The organism is Streptomyces kronopolitis (genome assembly GCF_014646275.1).
In the GTDB taxonomy this organism is placed as follows: Bacteria; Actinomycetota; Actinomycetes; order Streptomycetales; family Streptomycetaceae; genus Streptomyces; species Streptomyces kronopolitis.
In genome coordinates, this window is record NZ_BMND01000002.1 from 461,504 (window position 1) to 486,003 (window position 24,500).

The 24,500-nt window shown below is 73.5% G+C and carries 21 protein-coding genes; 11 read left to right on the top strand and 10 right to left on the bottom strand.

Annotated elements, in window-relative coordinates; all coding sequences use genetic code 11:
* The first annotated feature begins 5 nt into the window (after nucleotides 1-5).
* The 3 genes from IEY78_RS03965 (at nucleotide 6) to IEY78_RS03975 (ending at nucleotide 3,536) form a co-directional block, all read left to right on the top strand.
* Nucleotides 6-1,367, top strand: coding sequence for a cytochrome P450 (locus IEY78_RS03965; RefSeq protein ID WP_189096098.1), 1,362 nt, complete (start codon nucleotides 6-8; stop codon nucleotides 1,365-1,367).
* Nucleotides 1,368-1,589: 222 nt separating this feature from the next.
* Complete coding sequence (locus tag IEY78_RS03970) at nucleotides 1,590-2,723, top strand: cytochrome P450 (protein ID WP_229699688.1); 1,134 nt, start codon at nucleotides 1,590-1,592, stop codon at nucleotides 2,721-2,723.
* Nucleotides 2,724-2,777: 54 nt separating this feature from the next.
* Nucleotides 2,778-3,536, top strand: coding sequence for an enoyl-CoA hydratase/isomerase family protein (locus IEY78_RS03975; protein WP_189096100.1), 759 nt, complete (start codon nucleotides 2,778-2,780; stop codon nucleotides 3,534-3,536).
* 99 nt (nucleotides 3,537-3,635) lie between these two features.
* Here the strand turns inward: IEY78_RS03975 and IEY78_RS03980 are convergent, their stop codons facing one another.
* On the bottom strand, nucleotides 3,636-4,175 hold the full coding sequence (locus IEY78_RS03980; RefSeq protein WP_189096101.1) for a gamma carbonic anhydrase family protein: 540 nt from the start codon (nucleotides 4,173-4,175) through the stop codon (nucleotides 3,636-3,638).
* 150 nt (nucleotides 4,176-4,325) lie between these two features.
* Between IEY78_RS03980 and IEY78_RS03985 the strand changes: the two genes are divergently transcribed.
* A complete protein-coding gene (locus IEY78_RS03985; protein WP_189096206.1) occupies nucleotides 4,326-5,084 on the top strand; it encodes an acyltransferase in 759 nt (252 codons plus the stop codon).
* A 28-nt stretch (nucleotides 5,085-5,112) separates the two neighbouring features.
* On the opposite strand, the gene IEY78_RS03990 is transcribed toward IEY78_RS03985, so the two are convergent.
* Nucleotides 5,113-5,982, bottom strand: coding sequence for a DMT family transporter (locus IEY78_RS03990; protein WP_189096102.1), 870 nt, complete (start codon nucleotides 5,980-5,982; stop codon nucleotides 5,113-5,115).
* Nucleotides 5,983-6,089: 107 nt separating this feature from the next.
* Between IEY78_RS03990 and IEY78_RS03995 the strand changes: the two genes are divergently transcribed.
* Both IEY78_RS03995 and IEY78_RS04000 read left to right on the top strand, forming a co-directional pair.
* Nucleotides 6,090-6,662, top strand: coding sequence for a helix-turn-helix domain-containing protein (locus IEY78_RS03995; RefSeq protein ID WP_189096103.1), 573 nt, complete (start codon nucleotides 6,090-6,092; stop codon nucleotides 6,660-6,662).
* Nucleotides 6,663-6,705: 43 nt separating this feature from the next.
* On the top strand, nucleotides 6,706-7,263 hold the full coding sequence (locus IEY78_RS04000) for a YbaK/EbsC family protein (protein ID WP_229699689.1): 558 nt from the start codon (nucleotides 6,706-6,708) through the stop codon (nucleotides 7,261-7,263).
* A 15-nt stretch (nucleotides 7,264-7,278) separates the two neighbouring features.
* Here the strand turns inward: IEY78_RS04000 and IEY78_RS04005 are convergent, their stop codons facing one another.
* On the bottom strand, nucleotides 7,279-7,686 hold the full coding sequence (locus IEY78_RS04005; RefSeq protein WP_189096104.1) for a CoA-binding protein: 408 nt from the start codon (nucleotides 7,684-7,686) through the stop codon (nucleotides 7,279-7,281).
* A 164-nt stretch (nucleotides 7,687-7,850) separates the two neighbouring features.
* On the bottom strand, nucleotides 7,851-8,630 hold the full coding sequence (locus tag IEY78_RS04010) for a type VII secretion system-associated protein (RefSeq protein ID WP_189096105.1): 780 nt from the start codon (nucleotides 8,628-8,630) through the stop codon (nucleotides 7,851-7,853).
* A gap of 260 nt (nucleotides 8,631-8,890) precedes the next feature.
* Between IEY78_RS04010 and IEY78_RS04015 the strand changes: the two genes are divergently transcribed.
* Both IEY78_RS04015 and IEY78_RS04020 read left to right on the top strand, forming a co-directional pair.
* On the top strand, nucleotides 8,891-9,517 hold the full coding sequence (locus IEY78_RS04015; protein WP_189096106.1) for a YigZ family protein: 627 nt from the start codon (nucleotides 8,891-8,893) through the stop codon (nucleotides 9,515-9,517).
* 152 nt (nucleotides 9,518-9,669) lie between these two features.
* A complete protein-coding gene (locus IEY78_RS04020) occupies nucleotides 9,670-11,124 on the top strand; it encodes an APC family permease (RefSeq protein ID WP_189096107.1) in 1,455 nt (484 codons plus the stop codon).
* A 114-nt stretch (nucleotides 11,125-11,238) separates the two neighbouring features.
* Here the strand turns inward: IEY78_RS04020 and IEY78_RS34945 are convergent, their stop codons facing one another.
* Complete coding sequence (locus IEY78_RS34945) at nucleotides 11,239-11,595, bottom strand: chaplin (RefSeq protein ID WP_308426852.1); 357 nt, start codon at nucleotides 11,593-11,595, stop codon at nucleotides 11,239-11,241.
* 376 nt (nucleotides 11,596-11,971) lie between these two features.
* Here IEY78_RS34945 and IEY78_RS04030 point away from each other — a divergent pair, with 376 nt between their 5' ends.
* Nucleotides 11,972-13,138 (top strand): exonuclease SbcCD subunit D, encoded by a 1,167-nt coding sequence (locus IEY78_RS04030; RefSeq protein ID WP_189096109.1) that lies wholly within the window; start codon nucleotides 11,972-11,974, stop codon nucleotides 13,136-13,138.
* Nucleotides 13,135-16,356: an AAA family ATPase gene (locus IEY78_RS04035; protein ID WP_189096110.1), complete on the top strand. Its 3,222-nt coding sequence runs from the start codon at nucleotides 13,135-13,137 to the stop codon at nucleotides 16,354-16,356. The genes IEY78_RS04030 and IEY78_RS04035 overlap by 4 nt, the downstream gene beginning before the upstream one ends.
* A 53-nt stretch (nucleotides 16,357-16,409) precedes the next feature.
* Here IEY78_RS04035 and IEY78_RS34950 read toward each other — a convergent pair whose 3' ends face one another.
* The 4 genes from IEY78_RS34950 to IEY78_RS04055 form a co-directional block, all read right to left on the bottom strand.
* Nucleotides 16,410-17,867 carry a GNAT family N-acetyltransferase gene (locus IEY78_RS34950; RefSeq protein ID WP_189096111.1) on the bottom strand — a complete coding sequence of 486 codons (1,458 nt, stop codon included), beginning with the start codon at nucleotides 17,865-17,867 and terminating at the stop codon, nucleotides 16,410-16,412.
* Nucleotides 17,868-17,946: 79 nt separating this feature from the next.
* Nucleotides 17,947-19,641, bottom strand: coding sequence for a DUF885 domain-containing protein (locus IEY78_RS04045; protein ID WP_189096112.1), 1,695 nt, complete (start codon nucleotides 19,639-19,641; stop codon nucleotides 17,947-17,949).
* Between the two features lie 157 nt (nucleotides 19,642-19,798).
* Nucleotides 19,799-21,196 (bottom strand): GNAT family N-acetyltransferase, encoded by a 1,398-nt coding sequence (locus IEY78_RS04050; protein WP_189096113.1) that lies wholly within the window; start codon nucleotides 21,194-21,196, stop codon nucleotides 19,799-19,801.
* 84 nt (nucleotides 21,197-21,280) lie between these two features.
* Nucleotides 21,281-22,855, bottom strand: a complete 1,575-nt coding sequence (locus IEY78_RS04055) for an alkaline phosphatase D family protein (RefSeq protein WP_189096114.1) — start codon at nucleotides 22,853-22,855, stop codon at nucleotides 21,281-21,283.
* A gap of 256 nt (nucleotides 22,856-23,111) precedes the next feature.
* Between IEY78_RS04055 and IEY78_RS04060 the strand changes: the two genes are divergently transcribed.
* A complete protein-coding gene (locus IEY78_RS04060) occupies nucleotides 23,112-23,516 on the top strand; it encodes a VOC family protein (protein ID WP_189096115.1) in 405 nt (134 codons plus the stop codon).
* Nucleotides 23,517-23,650: 134 nt separating this feature from the next.
* Here IEY78_RS04060 and IEY78_RS04065 read toward each other — a convergent pair whose 3' ends face one another.
* Nucleotides 23,651-24,481, bottom strand: coding sequence for an alpha/beta fold hydrolase (locus IEY78_RS04065; RefSeq protein ID WP_189096116.1), 831 nt, complete (start codon nucleotides 24,479-24,481; stop codon nucleotides 23,651-23,653).
* Nucleotides 24,482-24,500 lie beyond the last annotated feature (19 nt).

Genomic DNA, 24,500 nt, shown 5'->3' on the forward strand with positions numbered 1-24,500 from the left:
CAGCCATGCAATCTCACTCGGAATTCCAGTCTCCGCCGCCAGGCTGCCCCGCGCACGCCGGCGGCGAAAGGGTGCCCCTGCACGGGCCGGAATTCGCCGCCGCACCGGACGCTTTCTACGACACGATGCGGCAGTACGGCCCCAGCGCCCCCGTCGAGCTGGCTCCTGGTGTGGAGGCCGAACTCGTCACGGACTACGCCACCGCGCTGCACGTCCTGCAGAACCCGGACACCTTCGCGCGGGATTCCCGCCGTTGGCGCGCGCTGAACGAGGGGCGTGTCCCGCAGGACAGCCCCGTGCTGCCGATGATGATGTACCGGCCGAATTGCATGTTCTCCGACGGCGCCGAGCACCTTCGGCTGCGCCAGGCGGTGACGGAGAGCCTCGCGCGCCTGGACATGCACCGGGTGAGCCGGCATGTCGACCGCGTCGCGGCGTACCTCATCGACCAGTTCGGCCTGCGGGGCAAGGCCGACCTGATAAGTGACTACGCGCAGCTGCTGCCGCTGCTGGTCTTCAACGACCTCTTCGGCTGCCCGGCCGAGATCGGCGACCGGCTGATCAGCGCCATCTCCAACCTCTTCGACGGCGTGGATGTGGAGCGGGCCAACGAGGTCATGGCCGGTGCCCTGTTCGAGCTGGTCACGCTGAAGCGCAGCACGCCGGGCGAGGACGTCACCTCCTGGCTGATGCAGCACCAGTCCCGCCTGACCGACGAGGAGATGGTCCACCAGCTGGCCCTGCTCATCGGCGCGGGCACCGAGCCGGTGCAGAACATCATCGCCAACGCGCTGCGGCAGCTGCTGTCCGAGGAGGAGTTCGCCGGCGGCCCGCAGGGCGGCGGTGACGTCCTGGTCGAGGACGCGATCAACGAGGTGCTGTGGAACAGCCCGCCGATCGCCAACTACGCCACGCACTACCCGGTGCACGAGGTGGAACTCTCCGGGACCAAGCTGGCGGCCGGGACGCCGGTGCTGATCAGCTTCGCGGCGGCCAACGCCGACCCGAGCCTGTCCGCGAGCCGGCAGACGTTCAGCAAGCGGGCCCATCTGGCCTGGGGCGCCGGCCCGCACGCCTGCCCGGCGAAGGACCCCGCGCTGCTGATCTCCATACGGGCGATCGAGAAGTTGCTGAACACGTTGCCCGACATCGAACTGGGCGTGCCCGCACAGACGTTGACCTGGCGGCCCGGCCCGTTCCACCGCGCGCTCAACGCGCTGCCCGCCCGTTTCACCCCGGTACGCAGCGAGCGGCGGCGCCCGCTGCCCGCCGCGGCCGAGGGGGGAGCCGCCCGGGCCCAGGAGCAGCAGGGCAAGCCCCAGAAGGGCAGCTGGTGGAGTGGATTCCTCAGCTGGTGGCGGGTGTGAGCTTTACTACAGCTTGAATGTTCGTTTGTCGCATGAACGTTCGGCGGCAGGGGTATGCAGGGTTGGCGATCCGTGAGTGATCTTCTGAAAGAAGGTGCCGCTTTGCCTCCCGCTCTGGCCACTGCCGCCGTCGACCGGCGCAGTGTGGTTTCGCTTTTTTCCCGTCTGCGCACGGTCGACGGCCAGTCGAATCCGCTGCCGCTGTACGCGAAACTCAGGACCATGGGAGAGGTCGTTCCGGCGCCCTGGGGCGGATATCTGGCCACGTCATACGGGCTGTGCCACCAGCTTTTGCGAAGCAGAAACTGGCGGGTCCCGGACAGTGCCTGGCGGGCCCGTCAGGGGGACGCGGCCCGCTGGAGCGCGGATGCCTCCCGGCAGATGGGCGGCACCCTGCCGATGCTCAACCCGCCGCACCACACCCGGGTGCGGCGGTCGTTGGGCAACGTTTTCGACCGCAACTGCGTGGCCGGAATGCGACCGTCGATCCAGCGGACGACGCGGCGGCTGCTCGACCGGTTCGAGGAACAACTCGCGACCGGCCCGGCGGATTTCTGCGCCCTGGTCAGCGAGGAACTTCCGGTGATCACCATCGGGGAATGGCTGCGGATTCCGCCGTCCGACTATGCCCTTCTGCGTGCGCTCACCCATGATCAGGTGTACACCCAGGAATTGTTTCCGACGCCGAGCCAGCTCATGCTCTCGGACGGATCAAGCCATCAATTGCGCCAGTATTTCACCGCGTTGGTGAGCGAACGGCGAAGAAATCCGGGCGATGACCCGGTCTCCTCCTGGCTCCGCGTCTGGGACGCGCAGGAGCCCGACCGCGAAGCCGTCGACGAGGCCGTCTTCTCCCTCGCGCTCTTCATGGTGCTGGCCGCGCTGGAGACCACCTCACACGTCCTGTCCAGCATGATCCGGCTGCTCCTGGAGCACCCCCGGCAGCTGAACTGGCTGCGGGTGCACCCCGAGCAGATACCGGACGCGATCGACGAGGTGCTGCGCTACGACGCCCCGATCCACATGATCAGCCGGATCGCCCCCGAGGACACCGAGCTGGCCGGCGTGACCGTCCGCAAGAACGAGATGGTGCAGCTCATGGTCGGCGCCGCCCATCACGACCCGGACCACTTCGCCGCCCCCGAGGAGTTCGACGTCAGCCGGCGCGCCTCCCACCTGAGCTTCGGCGGGGGAATCCACTACTGCCTCGGCAACGCGCTGGCGCGCATGGAGGCGGACTGCCTGCTCACCGCGATGCTCGACCGGCTGCCCGGGCTGCGGATCGGCGCACCGCCCGTCTGGGAGTCACGGGTGGCCTTCCGCCGCCTGGTCACTCTTCCCGTCGTCCGCGTCTGACCGCCCCGGCGCACAGGCCTCCCGCACAGCGGCACAACGAAACAAGGAACGCCCATGATGCACGACTTCAAGTCCCTCCTCGTGAGACGGGAAGGCGCCGTTCTCACCGTCCAGTTGAACCGTCCCGAGACGGGCAACGCCATCTCGGGGGAGATCCTCGACGAGCTGCTCGCCGTACTGGGGGCCCTGGACGACGAGTCCGGTATCCGGGTCCTGGTCCTCTCCGGCGCGGGCGCGGACTTCTGCCTGGGCGGTGACCGCTCGGAGTTCCCGGCTCTGCTCGCCGAGGAGCCCGGCGGGGTGGGGCTGCGCGCGCTCGGCAACAAGGCGCGGCGGGTGTGCGAGGCCCTCGCGAGCACGGACGTGGTGACCATCGCGCGGCTGCACGGCGGGGTGGTCGGCGCCGGTGTGGGGCTCGCGGTCTTCTGCGATCTGCGGGCCGGCGCGGACACCTGCCGCTTCCGGCTGCCGGAGCTGGGCCTGGGGGTGCCGCCCGCCTGGGGCGGGATCATGCCGCGGCTGCTGCACGAGGCGGGCGCCTCGCGGATCCGTGAGCTGATACTGACCGCCGACAACTTCGACGCCGCCACCGCGCAGGAGCTGTCCATCCTGCACAAGGCCGTCCCCGAGGAGCAGCTCGACAGCACCGTCGCACGCTGGATCAAGCCGCTGGTGCGCCGTTCCCCCTCGGCCCTGCGGACCGCCAAGCTGATGCTGAACGCCTACGCCAACGCCAACCGCCTGGCGGACGCCACCCTGTTCGACGCCGAGCTGCTGTCCTCCGCGCTGACCGTCGCCACCGCCGGACGCTGAGGCTAACCGCAGGACGGCCGAGCGGGAGCGCCGAGCCGATCCGCGGCGGCCGGGCGCGGGCGCGTCCCCGGTCCGTGCCGCCGCGGCCGCCCGGCCCGCTCACTCCCCGTCGGCCGTGACCGTCTCCCGGTGCTGCGCCGCCAGCTCCCCGTACATCGTGGCGTTGACGGTGAGGAGTTCGCGCTCCTCGGCGGTCAGCTCGCGCTTGACCTTCGCCGGCACCCCGGCGACCAGGGAGCCGGGCGGGACCCGCATGCCCTGGGGGACCAGCGCCTGCGCGGCGACCAGCGAACCCGCCCCGATGTGGGCCCCGTTGAGCACCGTGGCGCCCATGCCGATCAGCACGTCGTCCTCGACGGTGCAGCCGTGCAGCACCGCGTTGTGGCCGACCGAGACCCGCTCCCCGACGGTCACCGGGAAGCCGGGGTCGACATGGACCGTGCAGTTGTCCTGGATGTTGCTGTCGGCGCCGAGCACGATCGGGCCGCAGTCGGCCCGCAGCACCGCGTGGTACCAGACGCTGGAGCCGGCCGCCATGGAGACCTCGCCGAGCACGACGGACGTCGCGGCGGTGAACGCCGAGGGATCGATGGCCGGCTCCTTGCCGTTCACCGCTGAGATCAAGGCCCGTGCCGTCATTCTTCGCTCTCCTTTGCCGTGCTGCGCCGCGACTCCAGCACCGTAGACGACCTCCGCGGCGCCCGGCGGGGACGGCCGCGGGTGGGGCGAAGATCACAGCACGCCGCACGGTCGCTACGGCGGCGGGCCGATTACCGTGTGCGGGTGCCGATGAACAAGAACGTGTTCTCATCCGTCGCGGCCTGGCGGCGCCGGGCCGTGTCGCGTGCCGTGCACCGCGGCGCGCGCTGGGTGAGGGAGTCCGCGGCCGTGACGGCACAGCGCCCCGGCCCGTACCGCTTCCGCCGGATCGGCACCGGCACCCGGCTCGCCTTCCCGCAGGGCACGGTCTTCGGCGACCCGTGGATCGAGCTGGGCGACCACTGCATCATCGCCCAGGACGTGACGCTCACGGCGGGCATGATGCCGGACCTCGATCTCGGCCCGGACCCGATCCTCACGCTGGGCAACGGCGTGGTGCTCGGGCGGGGCAGCCATGTGATCGCCGATGTCCGGCTGACGATCGGCGACGACTGCTTCTTCGGCCCCGGGGTGTACGTCACCACCACCAACCACAGCTACGACGACCCCGAGGTGCCGATCGGCAAGCAGTGGCCGCGCAGCGACCCGGTCGCCATCGGCTCCGGCAGCTGGATCGGCACCGGCGCGGTGATCCTGCCCGGCGCGCGGCTGGGCCGGAACGTGGTCGTCGCGGCCGGCGCCGTGGTGCGCGGCGAGGTCCCCGACCACGCGGTGGTCGCCGGCGCGCCCGCCAAGGTCGTCCGCCGCTGGGACCCCCGGGAGGGCTGGCAGCCGCCGCTGCGCACGCCGGCGCCGGTGCCGATCCCCGAGGGCGTCACCCCCGAGCAGCTGCGCGCGGTGCAGGAATGGCACGCCGCGGAGGCCGGGGAGGCGTACGAGGCGTCCTGACCAGCCGTCAGGCGCGCCTGCCCCGGAGTCAGCTGCCCGAGGCGAGCAGCACCGTGCCGACCAGCGCGAGCGAGGCGCCGGCCGCTTGGACGGCCTGGAGCCGCTCCTTGAGGACGCCGAGCGCCGCGAGCGAGGTGACGACCGGGTAGAGGGAGGCGAGCACCGCCGCCATGGTGACCGGGCCGTGCTGGGCGGCGATCGCGTACGTGCCGTTGGCGGCGACATCGGCGATCCCGACGAAGGCGAGTGCGGGCAGCGCGCCGCGAAGGGCCGGCAGTCCGCCCTCGGGCAGTGCCGGGGTGCCGCGCCGCACCGAGGCGTACAGGGCGGCGCCGCCGACGGCGACATTGCACACCCGCTGGACGAACAGGGCGAGGAAGAGCCCGGTGACGGTCGTGGACGCCTCGGAGATCAGCGCCATCACCGCGCCGAAGCCGAGCGCCGAGACCAGCGTCAGCGCGATCGTCTGGCGGGCCACCGACGCGCCGTTGAGCCGCGGGCCGCCGGCCAGCAGCACGCCGACCACGGCCACCACCATGCCGGCGGACTGCAGCAGCCCCGGCCGCTCGCCCGCCACGATCCCGACGCCGAGCGGTACCAGGACGGTGCCGATCGAGGCGAGCGGGGAGACCACGCCCATCGGGCCGAGCGCCAGGGCGCGGTAGAAGCAGAGCATGGCGGCGGGTCCCACGACTCCCGCGCCGACCGCGCACCACAGCTGCGGTCCGGCCTCCCGCCAGCCGCCGGTGGCCAGCACGATGGCGCCCAGTGCCACGGCGGCCAGGGTCTGCGAGACCACCACGACGGTCAGCGCCTGCAGCCGTCGGGTGAGCAGTCCGCCGCCGAAGTCGGCGAGCCCCCACAGCAGGCTGGTGGCCAGGGCGAAGACCGCTGTCATGGTGAAACCTCGCAGTACAGTGAACCGGACGCTGAAGTACACCACACCGTAGTGCAAGAAACTGAACTGCGGAATCGAATATATTCGCCCCCGACCTGGACGGACCCGTGACGGATCTCGATCAGCTCACGCAGTCGCTCGCCCGCAACCTCAAGCACTGGCGCGGTGAGCGCGGCTTCACCCTCGATGCGCTGGCGGCCCGGGCCGGGGTCAGCCGCGGCATGATCATCCAGATCGAGCAGGCCCGTACGAACCCGAGCGTGGGCACCACCGTCAAGATCGCCGACGCGCTCGGCGTCAGCATCACCACGCTGCTCGACTACGAGCAGGGCCCGCAGGTGCGCATCGTGGCCGCCGACGAGGCGGTCCGGCTCTGGTCCACCGAGGCCGGCAGCTTCACCATGCTCCTGGTGGGCGCCGAGGCCCCCGGGCCCTTCGAACTGTGGGACTGGCGGCTGATGCCCGGCGACCGCAGCGCCTCCGATCCGCACCCGCCCGGCACCGTCGAACTGCTGCATGTCCGCACCGGCACCCTGACGCTGGTGGTCGACGGCGCGGAGCACCAAGTGCCCGCCGGCGCCTCCGCGACGTTCGAGGCCAAGGTCCCCCACGCCTACCGCAACGACGGCGCGGAGCCGGTCGAGATGACCATGTCGGTGATCATCCCGCTCGCCCGCTGAGCGGGTCCGCCGCCGGGCGGGCACGACTGTTAACTTGGCGCGTATGCCCGTCCCGATGGATGCCTTTGACGATGTCCGCCCCGCCGTCGAGTGCCTGGACCTGCTGGTCCCTCCGGTGGCCGGCGCGCTGCGTGACTGGCAGGGGCCGGTGGCGGTCGAGGAGCTGCGCTACGTCGACACCGACCCGGCCATCGCGGACACCGCCCTGCTCGTCGAACACTACGGGCCCTGGCTGCTGGAGCAGTCGGCGAACTGCGTGGTGGTGGCCGGCAAGCGCGGCGGGCAGACCACCCTGGCCGCCTGCGTCGTCCTCTCGCACACCCGCGTGGACGTCAACGGGGCGGTGCGCCGCCAACTGGGCGCCCGCAAGGCGTCGTTCGCGCCGATGGACCAGGCGGTCGACGACAGCGGGATGGAATACGGCGGCATCACCCCGATCGGCCTGCCCGCCGACTGGCCGCTGCTGGTGGACACCGCCGTCGCCGAGACCCCCTACGCCCTGATCGGCAGCGGCAGCCGCCGCGGCAAACTCATCGTGCCCGGCACGGCACTGGCCGAACTGCCCGGCGCCACACTCCTGGACGGCCTGGGCACCGCCTGACGAGCGCCGCCCCCTTCAGCCCAACCGGGGCAGCTCGATCGCCGGACAGCGATCCATCACCATATCGAGCCCGGAGTCGCGCACCCGGTCCCAGGCCGCCTCGTCGACCACCCCGAGCTGGAACCAGACGGCCCGCGCGCCCAGCGCCACCGCCTCGTCGGCTATGCCGCCCGCCAGCTCGCTGTTGACGAAGACATCGACCACATCGACCGGGAACGGGATCGCGGCGAGCGAGGGATACCCCTGCTCACCATGGACCGTCTCGGCCTTCGGATGCACCGGCACGATCCGCTTGCCGTGCCGCTGCAGCACCTCCGCGACGCCGTGCGCCGCCCGCTGTTCGTTGCTCGACAGGCCCACGATCGCCCAGGTGTCGCCGAGCTCGGTGAGGATCCTGCGGATCGTGGTGGGGTCGCCGTACACGCACTGCCTCCTGTGGAAGGTTCCTGTGCGCTCAACGGACGGCGCCGCCAGGAGATTCCCGTCGTGGGACGACCGGTGCGCGGACCGCGAGGACCCCGCGGCGGTACGGCAGACGCCCCGCCCGAAGGGGAAGACGGGCGGGGCGGGTCCTGTGCGCCGGCGGATCAGTTCCGGCCGCGGGCCACTCCACTACTGGCCATCCCGGCGCCGACGGTGCTGCCGTTCGCCGCACGGGCCGGCTTGCCGATCGCCCGGCCGCCGCTCACCGGCTCGGCGCCGCCGGCCCCGGTGCCCGGGCGCGCCGCCACGGCCGGCTTGCCCGCCTCGTCCGTCGTGCCGGACGCCGCGGCCACCGCGGCGCGCAGCTCCTCGGTGTCCACCAGCATGCTCACCGGGCCGGTCGGGTTGAGATACAGCGCGTGCCCCGGCGGCAGCTGCTCGACGAGCGCGGACACCGGCCGGCGGTCGAAGAGCAGCCGGCCCACCGATTCGAGATAGCTCTGCGAGGTGTAGACCGGGATCACCGGGGTGCCCTCGGGGGAGGCGGCGGCCAGCGGTGAGCCGGTCGCGGTGACCAGTACGGACACCTCCGCGCGCGCCAGCGCCTCGGACACGTCCTGGCCCGGCCCGTAGCCGGTCGCGGCGAGCTGCACCGCGCAGTCGACCGCGTCGGCCGGCTCCGGCCAGTCCAGCATCTGCGGCGACGGCCGGTACTCCGGATTGTCCCGCCACTCCTCGATCTCGCCCGTCGGACCCGAGCGCCACTGCCCGATCAGCGCCCACAGGGGCGGTGGCCCCTCGCCCTGCCAGGTCAGATCCACCATGGCCAACCAGTGATCGGGCGCAGTGCGTGCCGCCTCGATGACCTCGGGCGGGGGTTCGGGCATCTCGTCACCCGTCACGGGCACGCCCGCCGTCATCGCCGCCTGTGTGCTCTCTTCCATGCCGCCCTCCGCAAACCCGCCGTTCCTACGTGTACGAGCGGGGCCCCGGAACACGAGGCTCTCGCACTGGCCTCACAGTGCCCACGGGCGGCGCGGACGTCTCCCCGACGCACCGTGCGGACGGGGCGGGTACGCCGCCTGGCCGTGCGGACTGCGCCCGTCCGGCCGACACCCGGGCCCGTACGGCGGACACCCCCGCGCGGCGCGGGCCGCCGCCGGCCGCCGCTTCGCAGGTCACCGGGGCCGCATAGGCTGGCCCGATGCAGGAGCAGTACCGCACGCTCGCGCGCGAGGGCGTCCACGAGATCGAGATCAACAAGTCCCGCTTCCTGTGCGCGCTCGCGCCCGTGGCGACCGAGGCCGAGGCCCAGGACTTCATCGCGCGCATCCGCAGGGAACACCCCACGGCCCGCCACCACTGCTTCGCCTACGTCCTCGGTGCCGACGGCGGCGTTCAGAAGGCCAGCGACGACGGGGAGCCCGGCGGCACCGCGGGCGTACCGATGCTCCAGATGCTGGTGCGCCGCGAGGTCCGCTTCGTGGTCGCCGTGGTCACCCGCTACTTCGGCGGCGTCAAGCTCGGCGCCGGGGGCCTGATCCGCGCCTACGGCGGTGTCGTCGGCGAGGCGCTGGACGTGCTGGGAACGGTCACCCGCCGGCGCTTCCGGCTGGTGACGGTGACCGTCGACCACCAGCGCGCGGGCCGGGTGGAGAACGATCTGCGTACGACGGGCCGGACGGTGCGCGAGGTGACGTACGGCGCGGAGGTCCGCATCGAGGTCGGGCTGCCGGAGTCCGATCTAAAGGCCTTCCGCGGCTGGCTCGCGGACACCACCGCCGGGACGGCGCGGCTGGAACTCGGCGGCGAGGCGTACGGGGACGCCTGACCGGCCGGCCCGGCGCCGTGCGCGGGAGTGCGCGGGCCGCGCCTAAATGGCCGGTCCGCGCCGATGTGCCGGTGCGGCGACCGTGCCAGCATGAGGCGCGGCGAGAAGGACCGGCGTCCGGCGTGCGCGCCGACCGGAGAAGGGTCTGCCGGATGGCTGAACTCCCCGATGAGCGCGTGGGATTCGTCCGGCGCATCGGCCTGTTCCAGGCCACCGCCCTCAACATGAGCCAGATGTGCGGAATCGGTCCGTTCGTGACGATCCCGCTGATGGTCGCGGCCTTCGGCGGGCCGCAGGCCGTGATCGGGTTCTTCGCGGGCGCGGTCCTGGCGCTCGCCGACGGGCTGATCTGGGCCGAACTCGGGGCGTCGCTGCCCGGCGCCGGCGGCAGTTACGTCTATCTGCGGCAGGCCTTCCAGTACCGCACCGGCAAGCTGATGCCGTTCCTGTTCGTCTGGACGGCCATGCTCTTCATCCCGCTCGGGATGTCCACCGGCGTGCTCGGCTTCGTGCAGTACCTGGCCTATCTGTGGCCGGACTTGAGCCCGGGGCAGGGCGACCTCGTCGGTCTCGCCGTCACCGCCGGCATCGTCGTCCTGCTGTGGCGGCGGGTGGAGAACATCGCCCGGCTCACCGTCGTCCTGTGGACGGTGATGATCGCCTCGGTCGTGCTGGTCATCGCCGCCGCCTTCACCCACTTCAGCCCGGAGCGGGCCTTCACCTACCCCGCGCACGCCGTCGAGCTGACGGCCGGCCACTTCTGGACCGGCTTCGCGGCGGGCCTGACGATCGGCATCTACGACTACCTCGGCTACAACACCGTCGCGTACCTGGGCGCCGAGATCAGAGCGCCCGGCCGCACCATCCCGCGCGCCGTCATCCGGTCGATCCTCGGCATCATGACGATCTATCTGCTGCTGGAGATCGGCACGCTCGGGGTCGTCGACTGGCGGGAGATGCTCGACCCGCACAGCCCGGCGTCTTCCTCCGTCGCCTCCGTCGTGCTGGAGAAGGCCTGGGGCAGGGGCGCCGCCGACACCGTCACGGTGCTCATCCTGCTCACCGCCGCCGCCTCCGTCCTCACCGGACTCCTCGGCGGCTCCAGGATCCCCTACGACGCCGCCCGCGACCGGGTCTTCTTCCGCCCCTACGGCACGCTCCACCCCCGTCACCGCTTTCCCACGCTGGGCCTGCTCACCATGGGCGCGGTGACGGCGGCGGGCTTCCTGCTCGGCCGGCACACCGACCTGGCCACCCTCATCCAGCTGCTGACCACCGTCATGGTGCTCGTCCAGGCGCTGGCCCAGGTGGCCGCGGTGAGCGTGCTGCGCCGCCGCCAGCCGGGGCTGCGCCGGCCCTACCGGATGTGGCTCCATCCTCTGCCGAGCATCGTCGCCCTGCTCGGCTGGCTGGTCATCTACGGCTACGCGGATCGCAACTCGCCCGGCCGGTACCCCGTCGAATGGTCGCTGGCCTGGGTCGGCGCGGGGGTGGTGGCGTTCCTGGTCTGGGCCCGGCGCGAGAAGGAGTGGCCGTTCGGCCCGAAGCGGATCCGCGAGGAGTACCTGCACAGCACAAACCCGGGGCCGGGCCGTCTGCGCCGATGAAGGTGGAAGGGCTCTCGGTGCAAACGGGCCCGGCCCCGGGCCGGGTGGTGCGAGCGTCAGCGGGTGCCCCGGGCGGTGCCGTGATGACCGGCAGCGCCCGGGACGGGTCCCGTCTTAGGACATGCCGCCGCCGCCGGTGTGGATTCCACCGATGGGACGGTGGTGGCGCTTCTTGTGGTGGCGCTTCTTGTGGTGCGGCATGATGTGGCGGACGTGGTGGTGGTGAACAATCACCCGGCGGCGCTCGATGGAGCCGTTGAGGCAGGTGTTCCCGAAGGCCGGGTTCAGCAGGCCCACGACGTTCAGGGTGTTGCCGCACACGTTGACCGGAATGTGAATCGGGACCTGAACCGCATTGCCTGACAACACTCCCGGCGAATTGGCCGCGCCGCCGGACGCACCGCTGTCTGCGAACGCTGCCGACATGCCACCCAGGGCGGTACTGGCCGCAAGAGCGGCGATAGCCGTCACCCGTGTGATCCGTGACATAACAATCTCCCGATCGATCCAAAGCGACTAGCTGCCGCTTCCTGTTACTTGTTTTCGGCGCCCACAGCCGCACCTTGAGAGAGTTTGCGAGCATTTCACTCTTTCAGGGAGTAAATGTGGTTTAGTGCAAATGGCTTGCGTATAGCGGCTATTGGGACGAACGTTCTATGGCTTCGTGTGCGGTGAAACGGGCTCGGCGGGCGTGGGTCCGGTCGGGCCCGGCCGGAGCCCCGGCGCGGGACCTCCGCGGTCACCCGGCCCCGTGCGCGGGTGCGAGAATGGCGCCAAGGAATCGCGTCGGCCGGGACGCTGACCGGTCGCCTCGGAGGGGGAGAAACATGCAGGTCGGAGCCCTTTCGTGAGAGTGCTGCACACCTCTGACTGGCATTTGGGGCGGTCCTTTCACCGGGTGGGTCTGCTCTCCGCGCAGCGGACCTTCCTCGACCATCTCGTCGAGACGGTGCGCGCCCGCGAGGTCGACGCCGTGCTGGTCGCCGGCGACATCTACGACCGGGCGGTGCCGCCGCTCGCCGCCGTCGAGCTGTTCGACGAGGCGCTGCACCGGCTCGCCGCGCTCGGCGTCCCGACGGTGATGATCTCCGGCAACCACGACTCCGCCCGCCGGCTGGGCGTCGGCTCCGGGCTGATGGAGCGGGCCGGCATCCACCTGCGGACCGACCCGGCGGGCTGCGGCACGCCCGTGCTGCTCGACGACGCACACGGCCCGGTGGCGCTGTACGGGCTGCCCTACCTCGAACCCGCGATGGTGCGGGACACCCTCGGCGCCCGGCGGGCCGACCACGCGGAGGTGCTGCGCGCGGCGATGGAGCGGGTGCGGGCCGACCTCGCCGGCCGGCCCGCGGGGACCCGGTCGGTGGTGCTGGCGCACGCCTTCGTCACCGGCGGCGCGGTCAGTGACAGCGAGCGCGATATCACCGTCGGCGGGGTCGCGTCCGTCCCGGCGTCCGTGTTCGACGGGGTCGACTACGCCGCACTGGGCCATCTGCACGGCTGCCAGACCCTCACCGAGCGCGTCCGCTACTCCGGATCGCCGCTCGCCTACTCCTTTTCCGAGGCCGGACACCGCAAATCCTCCTGGCTCGTCGACCTGGACGGGGACGGCGCCGTGCGCGCGGAGCGGGTGGACTGCCCGGTGCCGCGACCGCTGGCCCGCCTGCGGGGCACGCTGGAAGAGCTGCTGGCCGACCCCGCGCACGCCCGGCACGAGGACTCCTGGGTCGAGGCGACACTGACCGACACCGCCCGCCCGCACGAGCCCATGGCCCGGCTCGCCAAGCGCTTCCCGCACCTCGTCAGCCTCGTCTTCGACCCCGACGAGGTCGCCGCCGACGGGTCGGCCTCGTACGCCCAGCGGCTGCGCGGCCGCAGCGACCAGGAGATCGCCGAGGACTTCGTGGTGCACGTACGGGCCGGCCGCGCCGCCGACGCGCAGGAGCGGGCCGCACTGCGGTCGGCCATCGACGAGGTGCGCACCGCCGAGACGGCGGCGGAGGGGGCCCGATGAGGCTGCACCGGCTCGCGCTCACCGCCTTCGGGCCGTTCGGCGCCACCCAGACCGTCGACTTCGACCGGCTCACCCGCGAGGGCCTCTTCCTGCTGCACGGGCCCACCGGCGCGGGCAAGACCTCGGTCCTGGACGCGGTGTGCTTCGCGCTCTACGGCTCGGTGCCCGGGGCGCGGCAGAGCGGCCAGGCGCTGCGCAGCGATCTGGCGGACCCGATGACGCCCACCGAGGTGGTCCTCGAACTGACCGTGGCCGGACGGCGGTTGGAGATCACCCGGCTGCCCGAGCAGCCCCGCCCCAAGAAGCGGGGCAGCGGCACGACAAAGGAGAAGGCGCAGAGCAGGCTGCGGGAGTTCGTGCCGGCCGGGCCCGGTGCGGCTCCCGCCCCGGAGGGTGCCGGCCCGGACGGCCGCTGGAAGGCGCTGAGCCGCTCCCACCAGGAGATCGGTGAGGAGATCGGCCAGCTGCTCGGGATGAGCAAGGAGCAGTTCTGCCAGGTGGTGCTGCTGCCGCAGGGCGACTTCGCGCGCTTTCTGCGTGCCGACGCGGAGGCCCGCTCGCGGCTGCTGGGGCGGCTCTTCGACACCCGGCGGTTCGCGGCGCTCGAAGAGCAGTTGAACGCGCGCCGCAAGACCGCCGGCGAAACGGTGCTGGCCGGCGACGAACGGCTGCTGGCGCTGGCCCACCGGATGGCACAGGCGGCCGGTGAGAGCGCCGACCTCACCGACCCGTCGGTCCCGGCGCCGGACCGCGAGGGGCGGGCGGCGGGGCGCGCACCGGCCCGTGGCCGTGCCTCAGCGGGCGGCCGCGGCCGGGCGACGGCGGCGGTCCTGACGCAGGCGGCGACGGTGCCGGGGCAGGGCGGAGCGGTGGAGCCCGGCGGGCGCGGGGTGGCACGTACGGGGGAGGAGCCGGACGTACCGGGCCCGGGCGAGCCGGGGTTCGTCGAGACGGTGCTGGTGCGGGCGGCCGTCGCCCGGGTGAGCGCACGGGAGCGGCTGGCCGTCGCGCACAGCGCGGTGACGGCCGCCGAGACCGCGGAGCACACCGCGGCCGAGCGGTGGACGGCGGCCCGCGAGCGGGACCGGCTCCAGCAGCGGTACGCCGACGCCCGGCAGCGGGCCGCCCGGCTCGACGAGCGTGCCGAGGAGCGGGAGCGCACCCGCGACCGGCTGGAGCGGGCGCGCGCGGCCGCGGAGGTCGCCCCGGCGCTCGCCCTGCGCGACGCCGCCCGGCGCGAACTCGACACCGCCCGGCACGCCGAGCGGCAGGCCCGGGGGCCGCTGCCCGACCGGTTCGCCGCCGCGGCGGGCGAGCAACTCGCGGCACAGGAGAGGGCGGTGCGGGAGGACCTGGGATCGCTCGCCGCGGCCCGGCGGGCCGAGCGGCGCGCCGCGGACCTCGCGGGGGAGCGGGCCGCCCTCGACCGCGAGGCGCGCGCCGACGAGCAGACCCTGCTGGACGCCGCCGAGTGGCTCGCCGCATGGGACGAGGCCCGGACGGCACACGAGCAGCGCATCGAGGCGGCACGGGAGGCCGCCACCCGCGCCGAACAGCTCGGCACCCGGATCGCACCGGCCCGCGAACGGGCCGAGGCGGCCCGTCGCCGCGACCGCCTCCGGGGCGAGGTGCGCGCGGCCGAGGAGGATTTGCTCGCCGCCAGGGAGCGCGCCACGGCGGCCCATGAGCAGTGGCTGACGCTCAAGGAGGAGCGGCTGCGCGGGATCGCCGCCGAACTCGCGGACCAGCTGCGCGACGGCGAGGCCTGCGCGGTGTGCGGGGCGACCGACCACCCCGACCCGGCGCGGGCCGGCGCCGGCCATGTCGACCGGGCGGCCGAGGAGGCCGCGCAGGAGGCCCACCGGCAGGCCGAGCAGGACCGTGCGCGCACGGAGACCGCGTGCCAGTCGGCCAAGGAGGCGCTGGCCGCCGCGACCGCCGCGGCCGGGGACGCCGCCACCGCCGAACTCGCCGCGCAGATCGCGGACTGGGAGGCCGAGCACGCCCGCGCCCATGCGCAGGGCGCCGGCCTGCACGCCGCCCGCGAGGCGCTCGGGCACGCCGAGCGCGAGGCCGAACGGCGGCGCGGCGACCAGCAGCAGGCCGAACGCCGGGCCGCCGCCCGCACCTCCCACCGCGAGGCGCTGGATCGTGAACAGGACGCTCTGGAAAAGGAGTTGGCGCGGTCCCGGGGCGACAGCCCCAGCGTCGCCGACCGCGCCGCCCGGCTGGAGCGGCAGGTGGTGCTGCTGGCCGCCGCGGCGGAGGCGTCCCGTACGGCACAAGCCTGCGCCCGGCGGCTCGACGAGGCCGAAGCAGGACTGGCCGAGGCCGCCTCCGGTGCCGGATTCGACACCGCCGAGGCCGCCGCGCAGGCGCTGCTGCGCGAGGGCGAATGGCGGACACTGCAACAGCGGCTCGACGACTGGCAGGCCGAATCCGCCGCGGTGGAGGCCGAGTTGGCCGATCCGCAGGCTCGCGCCGCCGCGGCGCTGCCGCCCGCAGATCCAGCCGCCGCACAGGGCGCGCACCAGGCCGCGGCGGCCCGGCTGCGCACCGCCTCGGCCACCCTCGCCGCGGCCGAGGAACGCTGCGCCGCGCTCGACCGGCTCTCCGCCCGTGCCGAGGCCGACGCCCGCGAACTCGCCCCGCTGCGCGCCGACCACGACCGCATCGCCCGTCTCGCCGCGCTCGCCTCCGGCACCTCCGCCGAGAACGCCCGCCGGATGCGCCTGGAGTCGTATGTCCTGGCCGCCCGGCTCGAACAGGTCGCGGCCGCCGCCAGCGCCCGCCTCCAGCGGATGTCCGCCGGCCGCTACACCCTCGTCCACTCCGACGAGCGGGCCGGCGGCGCCCGGCGCTCCGGCCTGGGGCTGCACGTCATCGACTCCTGGACCGGCCACGAACGGGACACCTCCAGCCTCTCCGGCGGCGAGACCTTCTTCGCCTCGCTCGCGCTGGCGCTGGGCCTCGCGGACGTCGTCACCGACGAGGCGGGCGGCGTCCGGCTGGACACCCTCTTCATCGACGAGGGGTTCGGCAGCCTGGACGAACAGACCCTGGACGAGGTGCTGGACGTACTGGACTCGCTGCGCGAACGCGACCGCAGCGTCGGCATCGTCAGCCATGTCGCCGATCTCAGGGCGCGCATCCCGGCCCAGCTGGAGGTCGTCAAGGCCCGGTCGGGGTCCACGGTCCGGCACCGGGTACGTGGCTGAGCGGACGGGGACGGGCCGACCGACGCCGAAGAGCCGCATCACCGGCCAGGTCATCAACTCCGGGGGTGGCTACCGGCATTGAGCCGCTCCCCGGCCACGGCCCCGCCCGCGTCCGGCACCGCGCGGACCTCGTAGGCACGCAGCCCCTCGCGCTCCCCGGCGAAGCGGAAGCCGGCCCGTTCCAGGACGCGCTGCGAGGCGACGTTTTCCGGCTCGGTCAGGGCGCACACGATCCGGACCTCGGGGCGGTCCGTCGCCCACCCGGTCAGCAGCCGGACCGCCTCGGTCGCCCATCCGGCGCCGCGTGCGGACGGGGACAGGTCGTAGCCGATCTCCACGAAGCCCTCGTCGTCCGGTGGGCCGTGGAAGCCGATGCTGCCGAGCGCCGTGCCGGTGGCCGCGTCGGTCAGGACGAAGACGCCCCAGCCGGGGCGGCAGGGGCCCGCCGCGGCGGCCCGGACCGCGATGCCGGCGGCGCCGGACGTGGTCGCGGCCGGTGCGCCGTCGATCCAGTCGAAGCCGGCGGCCTCGCCGTCCGCGACCCGGGCGGCGGTGGCCGGGAGCAGGGCGCGCAGCGCGACCCGGCCGGCCGCGAGGGTCAGCGGATGGCCGGCGCCCGCGGTGACCAGGGCCTCGAACAACGGGCGGTGGTCCACCCCCGGGGGCAGCGCGGCCACTTGACCGTCGCCGACCTCCAGCACCCGCCAGACCCCGTCCGTGCGCCGCGCCAGATCCGTGGTGACGAAGCGCGCGCCCAGTGCCCGGACCGCGGGCGCCACGGCGGTCAGATCCGGAAGCGGCCGCAGCTCGGGAGCGCCGGGGTGCGGGCCGGTCAGCACCGGTTCACCGTCCACCCACCACACCCGGGCCACACCCACCGGATCGAGGGGCTCGACGGCCCGCAGCGCCACACCCCCGGTCAGGCGCTCGCCCCGCAGGGCCAGGTAGCGGCCGACGGTCGAGACCAGCCGGTCGGTGTCGGCCCCGTCGGGGAGGCGGCAAGTGTCCTCCGCTTCGTGCCCGCCGGATGCGCCCCAGTCCGTGACGAGCAGCGGGCACGGGCGGCCCGGTGCGCCCAGCCCGGCGGCGAGACGGGCCAGCGCGGACGGCTCGGGGACCCGGCCGGGGGCGCACGCCAGCCAGCCGCTGGGCGGTGTCAGGGCGCGGAACGTGGCGTACCAGCGCGGGAGTTCCCGGGCGGTGCGGTAGGCGGCGGGGGAGGTCAGGGGCCGGCCGCCGTGCGCGGTGAGGGCCGCGGCGAGCGCGGCATGGTGCGCGGCGGGCAGCGGCCGACCGCGGTACCAGACCGGTCCGGCGCCCCGCGGCACCCGGGCCAGCGCCCCCTCGGCGTCCCCGGCGAGCAGCGCCTCGTGGTCCAGGACCGCACACCCGGCACCGGCCGAGTGCGCGGTGGCGGCCTCGGCCGCGAAGTGCGGATCGGGACGCCGCGGGCGGAGCGGGTCGCCCGGGAACAGAAGGAGCGGCGGGCCGCCCGTAGGGTCCACTGTCATGTCAGCGGACCCTACGGACGGACGGCGGCCGGGCACCGCACCGGACGGGTCGGCCGGCCGCCGTGTCCCGGGGCCGGTGTCAGAGCGCCGACAGCTCGCTCAGCAGATCGTCCAGGCCCAGCGAGCCCTGGGACAGCGCGGCCATGTGCCAGGCCTTGAGGTCGAAGTCCGCGCCGTGCCGGGCGCGGGCCGCCTCCCGGCCCCGCAGCCACACCCGCTCGCCGAGCTTGTAGCCGATCGCCTGGCCGGCCATGCCCTGGTAGCGGACGATCTCGCTCTCGACGAAGTCGGCCGGCCGGCTGCAGTGGCTCGCCATGAACTCGTGCGCCAACTGCGGCGTCCAGCGCTCACCGGGGTGGAAGGGGGAGTCCGCCGGGATCTCCAGCTCCAGATGCATGCCGATGTCGATGATGACCCGGATGGCCCGCATCATCTGTGCGTCCAGATAGCCCAGGCGCCGCTCGGCGGTGGTCAGGAAGCCCAGCTCGTCCATGAGCCGCTCGGCGTACAGCGCCCAGCCCTCCGCGTTGGCGCTGACGATGCCCACGGTCGTCTGGTAGCGCGAGAGCCGGTCGGCGACATGGACCCACTGCGCCAGCTGGAGGTGATGGCCGGGCACCCCCTCGTGGTACCAGGTGGAGACCAGGTCGTACGCCGGGAAGCGGGTCTCGCCCATGGGCGGCAGCCAGGTCCGGCCGGGACGGGAGAAGTCCAGCGACGGCGGGGTGTAATACGGGGCGGCGGCGCTGCCGGCCGGGGCGATCCGCGACTCCACCCGGCGTACCCGCTCGGCCAGTTCGAAGTGGGTGCCGTCGAGCGCCTCGATGGCCTCGTCCATCAGCGACTGGAGCCACTGCCGGGTCTCCTCGACCCCCTCGATCGCCTCGCCGTGCTCATCGCACCAGGCCAGCGCCTCCCACGGGGTCTTCGCGCCGGGCAGCACCTGCTCCGCCTCGGTCTCCATCTCGGCCAGCAGCCGGTGGAATTCGGACCAGCCGTAGACATAGGCCTCGTCCGCGTCGATGTCGGCGCCGTTGTAGTGGCGGGCGAGGCGGGCGTAGCGCTCCCGGCCCACCACGTCCGGGGCGTCCGCGACGGCCGGGAGGTAGCTGTCACGGAACCAGTCGCGCAGCTCCACCAGGGCGCCGGTCGCCAGGGCGGCGGCCTCGGTCAGCTCGCCGCGCAGCGCGTGCGGCCCCGGGGCGGTGAACTCGGCGAACCAGCTGCGGTCCGTGCCGATCCACTCGTCCAACTGGCCGATGACCGTGGTGACCTGGAGCGGGCCGGCGGGGAGGTTCCGCTTGCGGCCGGCGTCCAGCGCGGCGCGGTAGCCCTCCAGCGCGGCGGGCACGGCCCGCAGCCGCCGGGCGATCGCCGCCCAGTCCTCGTCGGTCTCGGCGGGGGTGACCGTGAAAACCTCGCGGACGCTGTGCAGGGGCGAGCTGAGGTTGCTGACGGTGCGCAGGCCCTCGCCCGCCTCGTGGACCGCCAGTTGGGCGGTCAGCCGCTCGTGCAGCAGCCGCGCGCAGACCTGCTCGGCGGGCAGCTCCGCGCCCGGCCGGGCCTCGGCCTCGGCGAGCCGCTCCAGCGTCGTACGGGCGAGCTGGGCCAGCGCTTCCTGGCCGGTCGGTGAGAAGTCGGGGAGCCGGCCGGAACTCCCGGGGATCCCGAGGAAGGTACCGGCGATCGGGTCCAGTTCCACGAAGGCGTCGACATAGGCGTCGGCGACCTGGCGGGGCAGCGGACCGCTCTGGGGGGTTGTGGTGTGGGGCATGGGGCCATCCTCGTACGGATGGCCCGCCGCGTCACCAGCAATCGGCCAATGGCTCGTGACGAGGGCGGCCCGGCGCCGCACGAGGGAGTCGGCCGGGCGCCGCGACGCCCGGCAGGCTCCCTCGCACTTGGACCGCGGGGCCGCGGAGAGCGGGTGCTCAGCGGCGCCCCGAGGCGTCCTGGATCTGCTGGATCTCCTCGATCCGTACGGTCTCGCGGGGCGCGCGGCGCGGGGACAGGCTCGCCGGGCGGGCGGTGATCACCAGCGTGCCCTCCTCGATCTGGTAGTCGAGGGGCAGGCCGAGTCCGCGCATCGCCGCCACCATGCCGGTGTTGGAGGCCTGGGTGATCGCGTACACGCTGGTGCAGCCGGTCTCGGCCGCCATCGTCGCCAGCCGGCGCAGCAGTTCGGCGCCGATGCCGCGCTGCTGCCAGGCGTCCTCGACCAGCAGGGCGATCTCGGTCTCGTCGCCGTCCCACAGCAGATGGCCGAGCGCCACCAGCCGGCCGGACGCGGTCTCCACCGCCAGGGTGCGCCCGTACCGCGGGCTGAGCAGATGGTCGAGATAGCGGTCCGCGTCGCCGACCGGGCCGTGGTAGCGCAGCGCGAGGGTCTGCGGGGAGCAGCGCTCGTGCATCTCGCGGGCCGCGGTCAGATCGGAGGTGTCGGCGCGGCGGATCGTGATCTCGTTGCCCTCGGGCAGCGTCAGCACATCACGCCGCGGCGGCACCCGCTGGCCGAGCCGGGCGTCCAGTTCGACCAGCGCGCGCACCCGTGCGAACTCGGTGGGCGTGAACGGCAACTGCGGCCTTTCGATGGTGAGCGAGCCCCCGGAGGAGTCGCGGAACTTCATACGGTGCTCCTCCAGCACGCCCTCGGTGGGCACCTGCTCGGCGAGCGGCCGGCCGTGCAGCGAGCGCGCGGGCACCGAGTGGATCGTGCAGCGGCCCAGCAACTGGCGCAACGCCAGCGGGAGTTCGGCGGAGTCCAGAGCCGTACGGGTCGCCATGCCCAGCATCCGGGTCGGGGCGTCGACGAGGTCGTGGGTGTCGGCCCGCTCCAGCCAGCAGTGCGTGCCGCCCGCGCCGGACACCGTGCCGGTCAGCTCCGCGGACTGCAGCGCGGCGGGCGCGCGCAGCAGGAACTCGTCGACCGTGCCGTCGGACAGCGGGTGGGTCTGCAGGCTGAGGATGTCCACCCGCTCCCCGGCCAGCGCCGTGCACAGCACGGCCAGGCTGCCCGGCTCGTCCCGGACCGTGGTCCGCATCCGCCACAGCGTCGTCTCCTGGCCGGCGGCCCGGGGGGCCGGACCGGCGGGGGACGGCGCCGTGGCGCCGGTATCGGTCGGCGGCGGGGCGTTTTCGTGGCGCCGTGAGCGCCAGGCGTAGTAGCCCGTCGTGGCCAGCAGCGCCACCGCGGCGCAGCACAGCAGGACGGGGCCCGCCGGGGCGAGGGTGCCGGCCATGGCCACGGCGGTGAACAGGGCGGCCAGCCCGATGAGGTCCCGGCGCCGGTGCGGGCGGCGGGCGGAATGCGCAGAAGATGCTTCAGTCATGCACACCAGCCTGGCGGACAGGTGTTGCCTGATCGCCAACACATTGTGTCCGACGGGTAAAAGACGCAATCGACGCATTGGCCTCTACTGTCCTGCCCGTCCCGGTTGAAGCACCTTGGTGAACAGCACCGTTCCGCCTTCCTGCCGCAGCCTGACCGTCAGCTCCCCGCTCGCGCCGTCGATGTCGATCTCCCCGAAATTCTGCGGTGTCTCCGCGGGGGAGGTGTTGGCGCGGTCCGGCGCCTTGAGGAACGGCTGAGTGGGCCCGAAGGTTCCGTCCAGCTTCACCGCCTGGAAACCTCCCGCGTTCAGCGGCCCGGACACGAACTCCCAGAAGGGCTCGAAATCCTTGAACGCGGCCCGTTCCGGCGCGTAGTGCTGCGCCGAGGTGTAGTGGACGTCCGTGGTGAGCCAGACGGTGCCGGTGATCCTGTCGTGCTTGATGTGCCGCAGCAGCTCGGCGAGCTGCAACTCGCGTCCCAGGGGTGCGCCCGGATCGCCCTGCGCCACCGCCTCGAAGTCGGTCTTGCCGTCCGGGACGACCAGGCCCAGCGGCATGTCGGAGGCGATCACCTTCCACACCGCCCGCGAGCGGGACAGCTCCCGCTTGAGCCAGCGCAGCTGCGCTGCCCCGAGGATGCCCTGGCGGTCGTCGGTCTGCCGGCCCGGCGAGTTCGCGTCGCGGTAACGGCGCATGTCCAGCACGAAGACATCGAGCAGCGGACCGTGGTGCACCACCCGGTAGACCCGGCCGTGCCCGTCGGGCCGCAGCGTACGGATCGGGAAATACTCACTGAAGGCACGCAGCGACCGCGCCGAGAGCACATCGGCGTCCTTCTCGGTGTACCGGTCGTCGTCGAGCAGCTGACCCGGGTACCAGTTGTTGTGCACCTCGTGGTCGTCCCACTGCGTGATCGTCGGCACCTGCGCGTTGAAGCGGCGCAGATTGTCGTCGAGCAGGTTGTAGCGGAAGGCGCCGCGGAACTCCGCGAGGGTCTCGGCGACCTTAGCCTTCTCCTCGGTCGTCACGTTCCGCCAGATCCGGCCGTCCGGCAGGGTCACCTTCTCGGTGATCGGGTTGTCCGCGTAGATGTTGTCGCCGCTGCACAGGAAGAAGTCCGGGTTCCGGCGGCGCATGTCCTCGTAGATGCGGTATCCGCCGCGGTCCGGGTTGATGCCCCAGCCCTGCCCGGCGAGGTCGCCCGACCAGTGGAAGCGGACGTCCGCGCGACGTCCCGCGGGTGCGGTGCGGAAGGTGCCGGCGACCGGCTCGCCGGTGCGCCGCGGGTCGTCCGGGTCGGCGAGCAGCACCCGGTAGTGGATCTGCTCCCCCGGGGGCAGGCCGTGCAGCGAGGTGACGCCGGTGAAGTCCGTGCCCGCCCCGAGCAGCGGACCGGTCCAGGACCGGGCATGGCGGAACGACTCGGTGGCCGCGGTCTGCACCACCATCCGGGCCGGCCGGTCCGACCGCACCCAGATGAGCCCCGATGACGTCGTCACATCGCCCGCCTGTACGCCCCAGCCGGCGGCCGGCCGGCCACTGCGGGCCTGCGCCGGCGCGGCGGAGGAGAGCGCGGGCAGGGCCAGTGCCGCCGACCCCACCGCGGCGCCCCGCAGCAGTGCGCGCCGCCCGAAGCCGCCGCCGGATTCCTGCGCCATACCGAACCTCCATGCCTCGACCGGTTTCACTGCCGCCCCGTTGGTATCGCTGTCCGGTGCCCCACAGTCGAACGGACGGTGAACAGCGGCCCGTTCACGGTGCGTGCCCCGTTAGCCCGAACGGGTCCCGGGCCCTGCGACCCGCCGGACCCGGGCCATGGTCGCAAGACCAACGGCCGATCGCCAGGATGCCGCCACGGCCCTTACGTTTCTGCTACGCGCCGCCGTGGGGCGGCCGGGAGAAAGGTGACCCCGTATGCCGGCCAACGGCTCAGCCCATGTCCGCATCGCCCGCCCGTCCCGCGATCTGGCCGCGGCCGGCCGCTTCTGGAAGCAGGGCCTGGGCCTCACCGAGCTGTACCGCCACGACGGCGAGCCAGGTGAGCACGCCCTGCTGATGCTCGGCTGGCCGGACGCCCACTGGCACCTGGAGCTGACCGTCGACCCCTCGGGCACGCTCGCACCGTCCCCCACGGCGGATGATCTGCTGGTGGTCTACCTGGGCGAGGCGGTGCCGGCCGACCTCGTGGCCCGCCTGGAGCGCAACGGGGGCAGGCGGGTGGCCGCCCACAACCCCTACTGGGACGAGTGGGGCGTCACCCTGGAGGACCCGGACGGCTACCGGCTGGTGCTGTCGCCGCGGGATTGGTCCAACGCGTAGGTACGGGCGAGGAGTTCGGGTGCTCCGCAGGGGCCGTCGGTGAACAGAGCTTCCCGGTAGAGCCGCGGCCCGGCCGCACCCCCTGACCGCCCCTGCTGACCGGCCCGGCGTTCTGCTGCCAGGCCCCGTCCGCCCTACCGCACCGTGTCGAGGACCACCCGCGCCACCAGCGCCGGGTCGTCGTTCATCGGTACGTGTCCGCAGCCCGGCAGCCGGACCAGCCGTGCGCCGGGAATCGTGTGCTTGGCGCGGACGCCCTGACGGGGCAGCAGCAGCCGGTCGCGGCTGCCCCATCCGATGGTCACCGGCACGTGCGGGACATCGTCGGTGAACCGCACGCCCCGCCCGGCGGCCAGGGTCCGAGCGAAGCCGGTCGCGTCCCGCAGCGCCCGGGTCTCCGCGACCACGGCATCGGCCGAACGGCGGCCCGGGTGGGCGTAGATGGTGCCGGTCAGCGAGGCGCGGCCGAGCGGGGAGCGGGCCAGCGTCTCCAGCATCGGCTCCGGCAGCACCTGCGCGCCCGCGTACATGCCGCGCAGCACACCGAAGGCGTACCGCCGCTCGGCCGTCGTCCAGAAGCCCGCGGGCGACAGCGCGGTGACCGAGCGGACGGCCCGCCGGCGGCCCAGCTCCAGCGCCAGCAGCCCGCCCAGCGAGTTGCCCACCACATGCGGACGCTCGGCCCCCAGCTCGGCGAACGCGGCGGTGAGCAGCGGGAGGACGGTGTCCAGGTCGTAGGAGGCGTCGCCGGGCAGCGCGGGGGAGGCGCCGAAGCCCGGCAGGTCCAGCGAGATGACCTCGTGGGACGCGGCCAGGATGTCGGTCACCGGGTGCCAGGCCTGGAGGTGGTGGCCGATGCCGTGCAGCAGCACGATCGGTTCGCCCGCGCCCTTGCGTTCGTACGCGACCGTGAACGGCGGCCGGTCCTCGGGCGTGACATGGGCGAAGGAGACCGGGGCGGCCATGGGAACTCCTCGGGGGTGC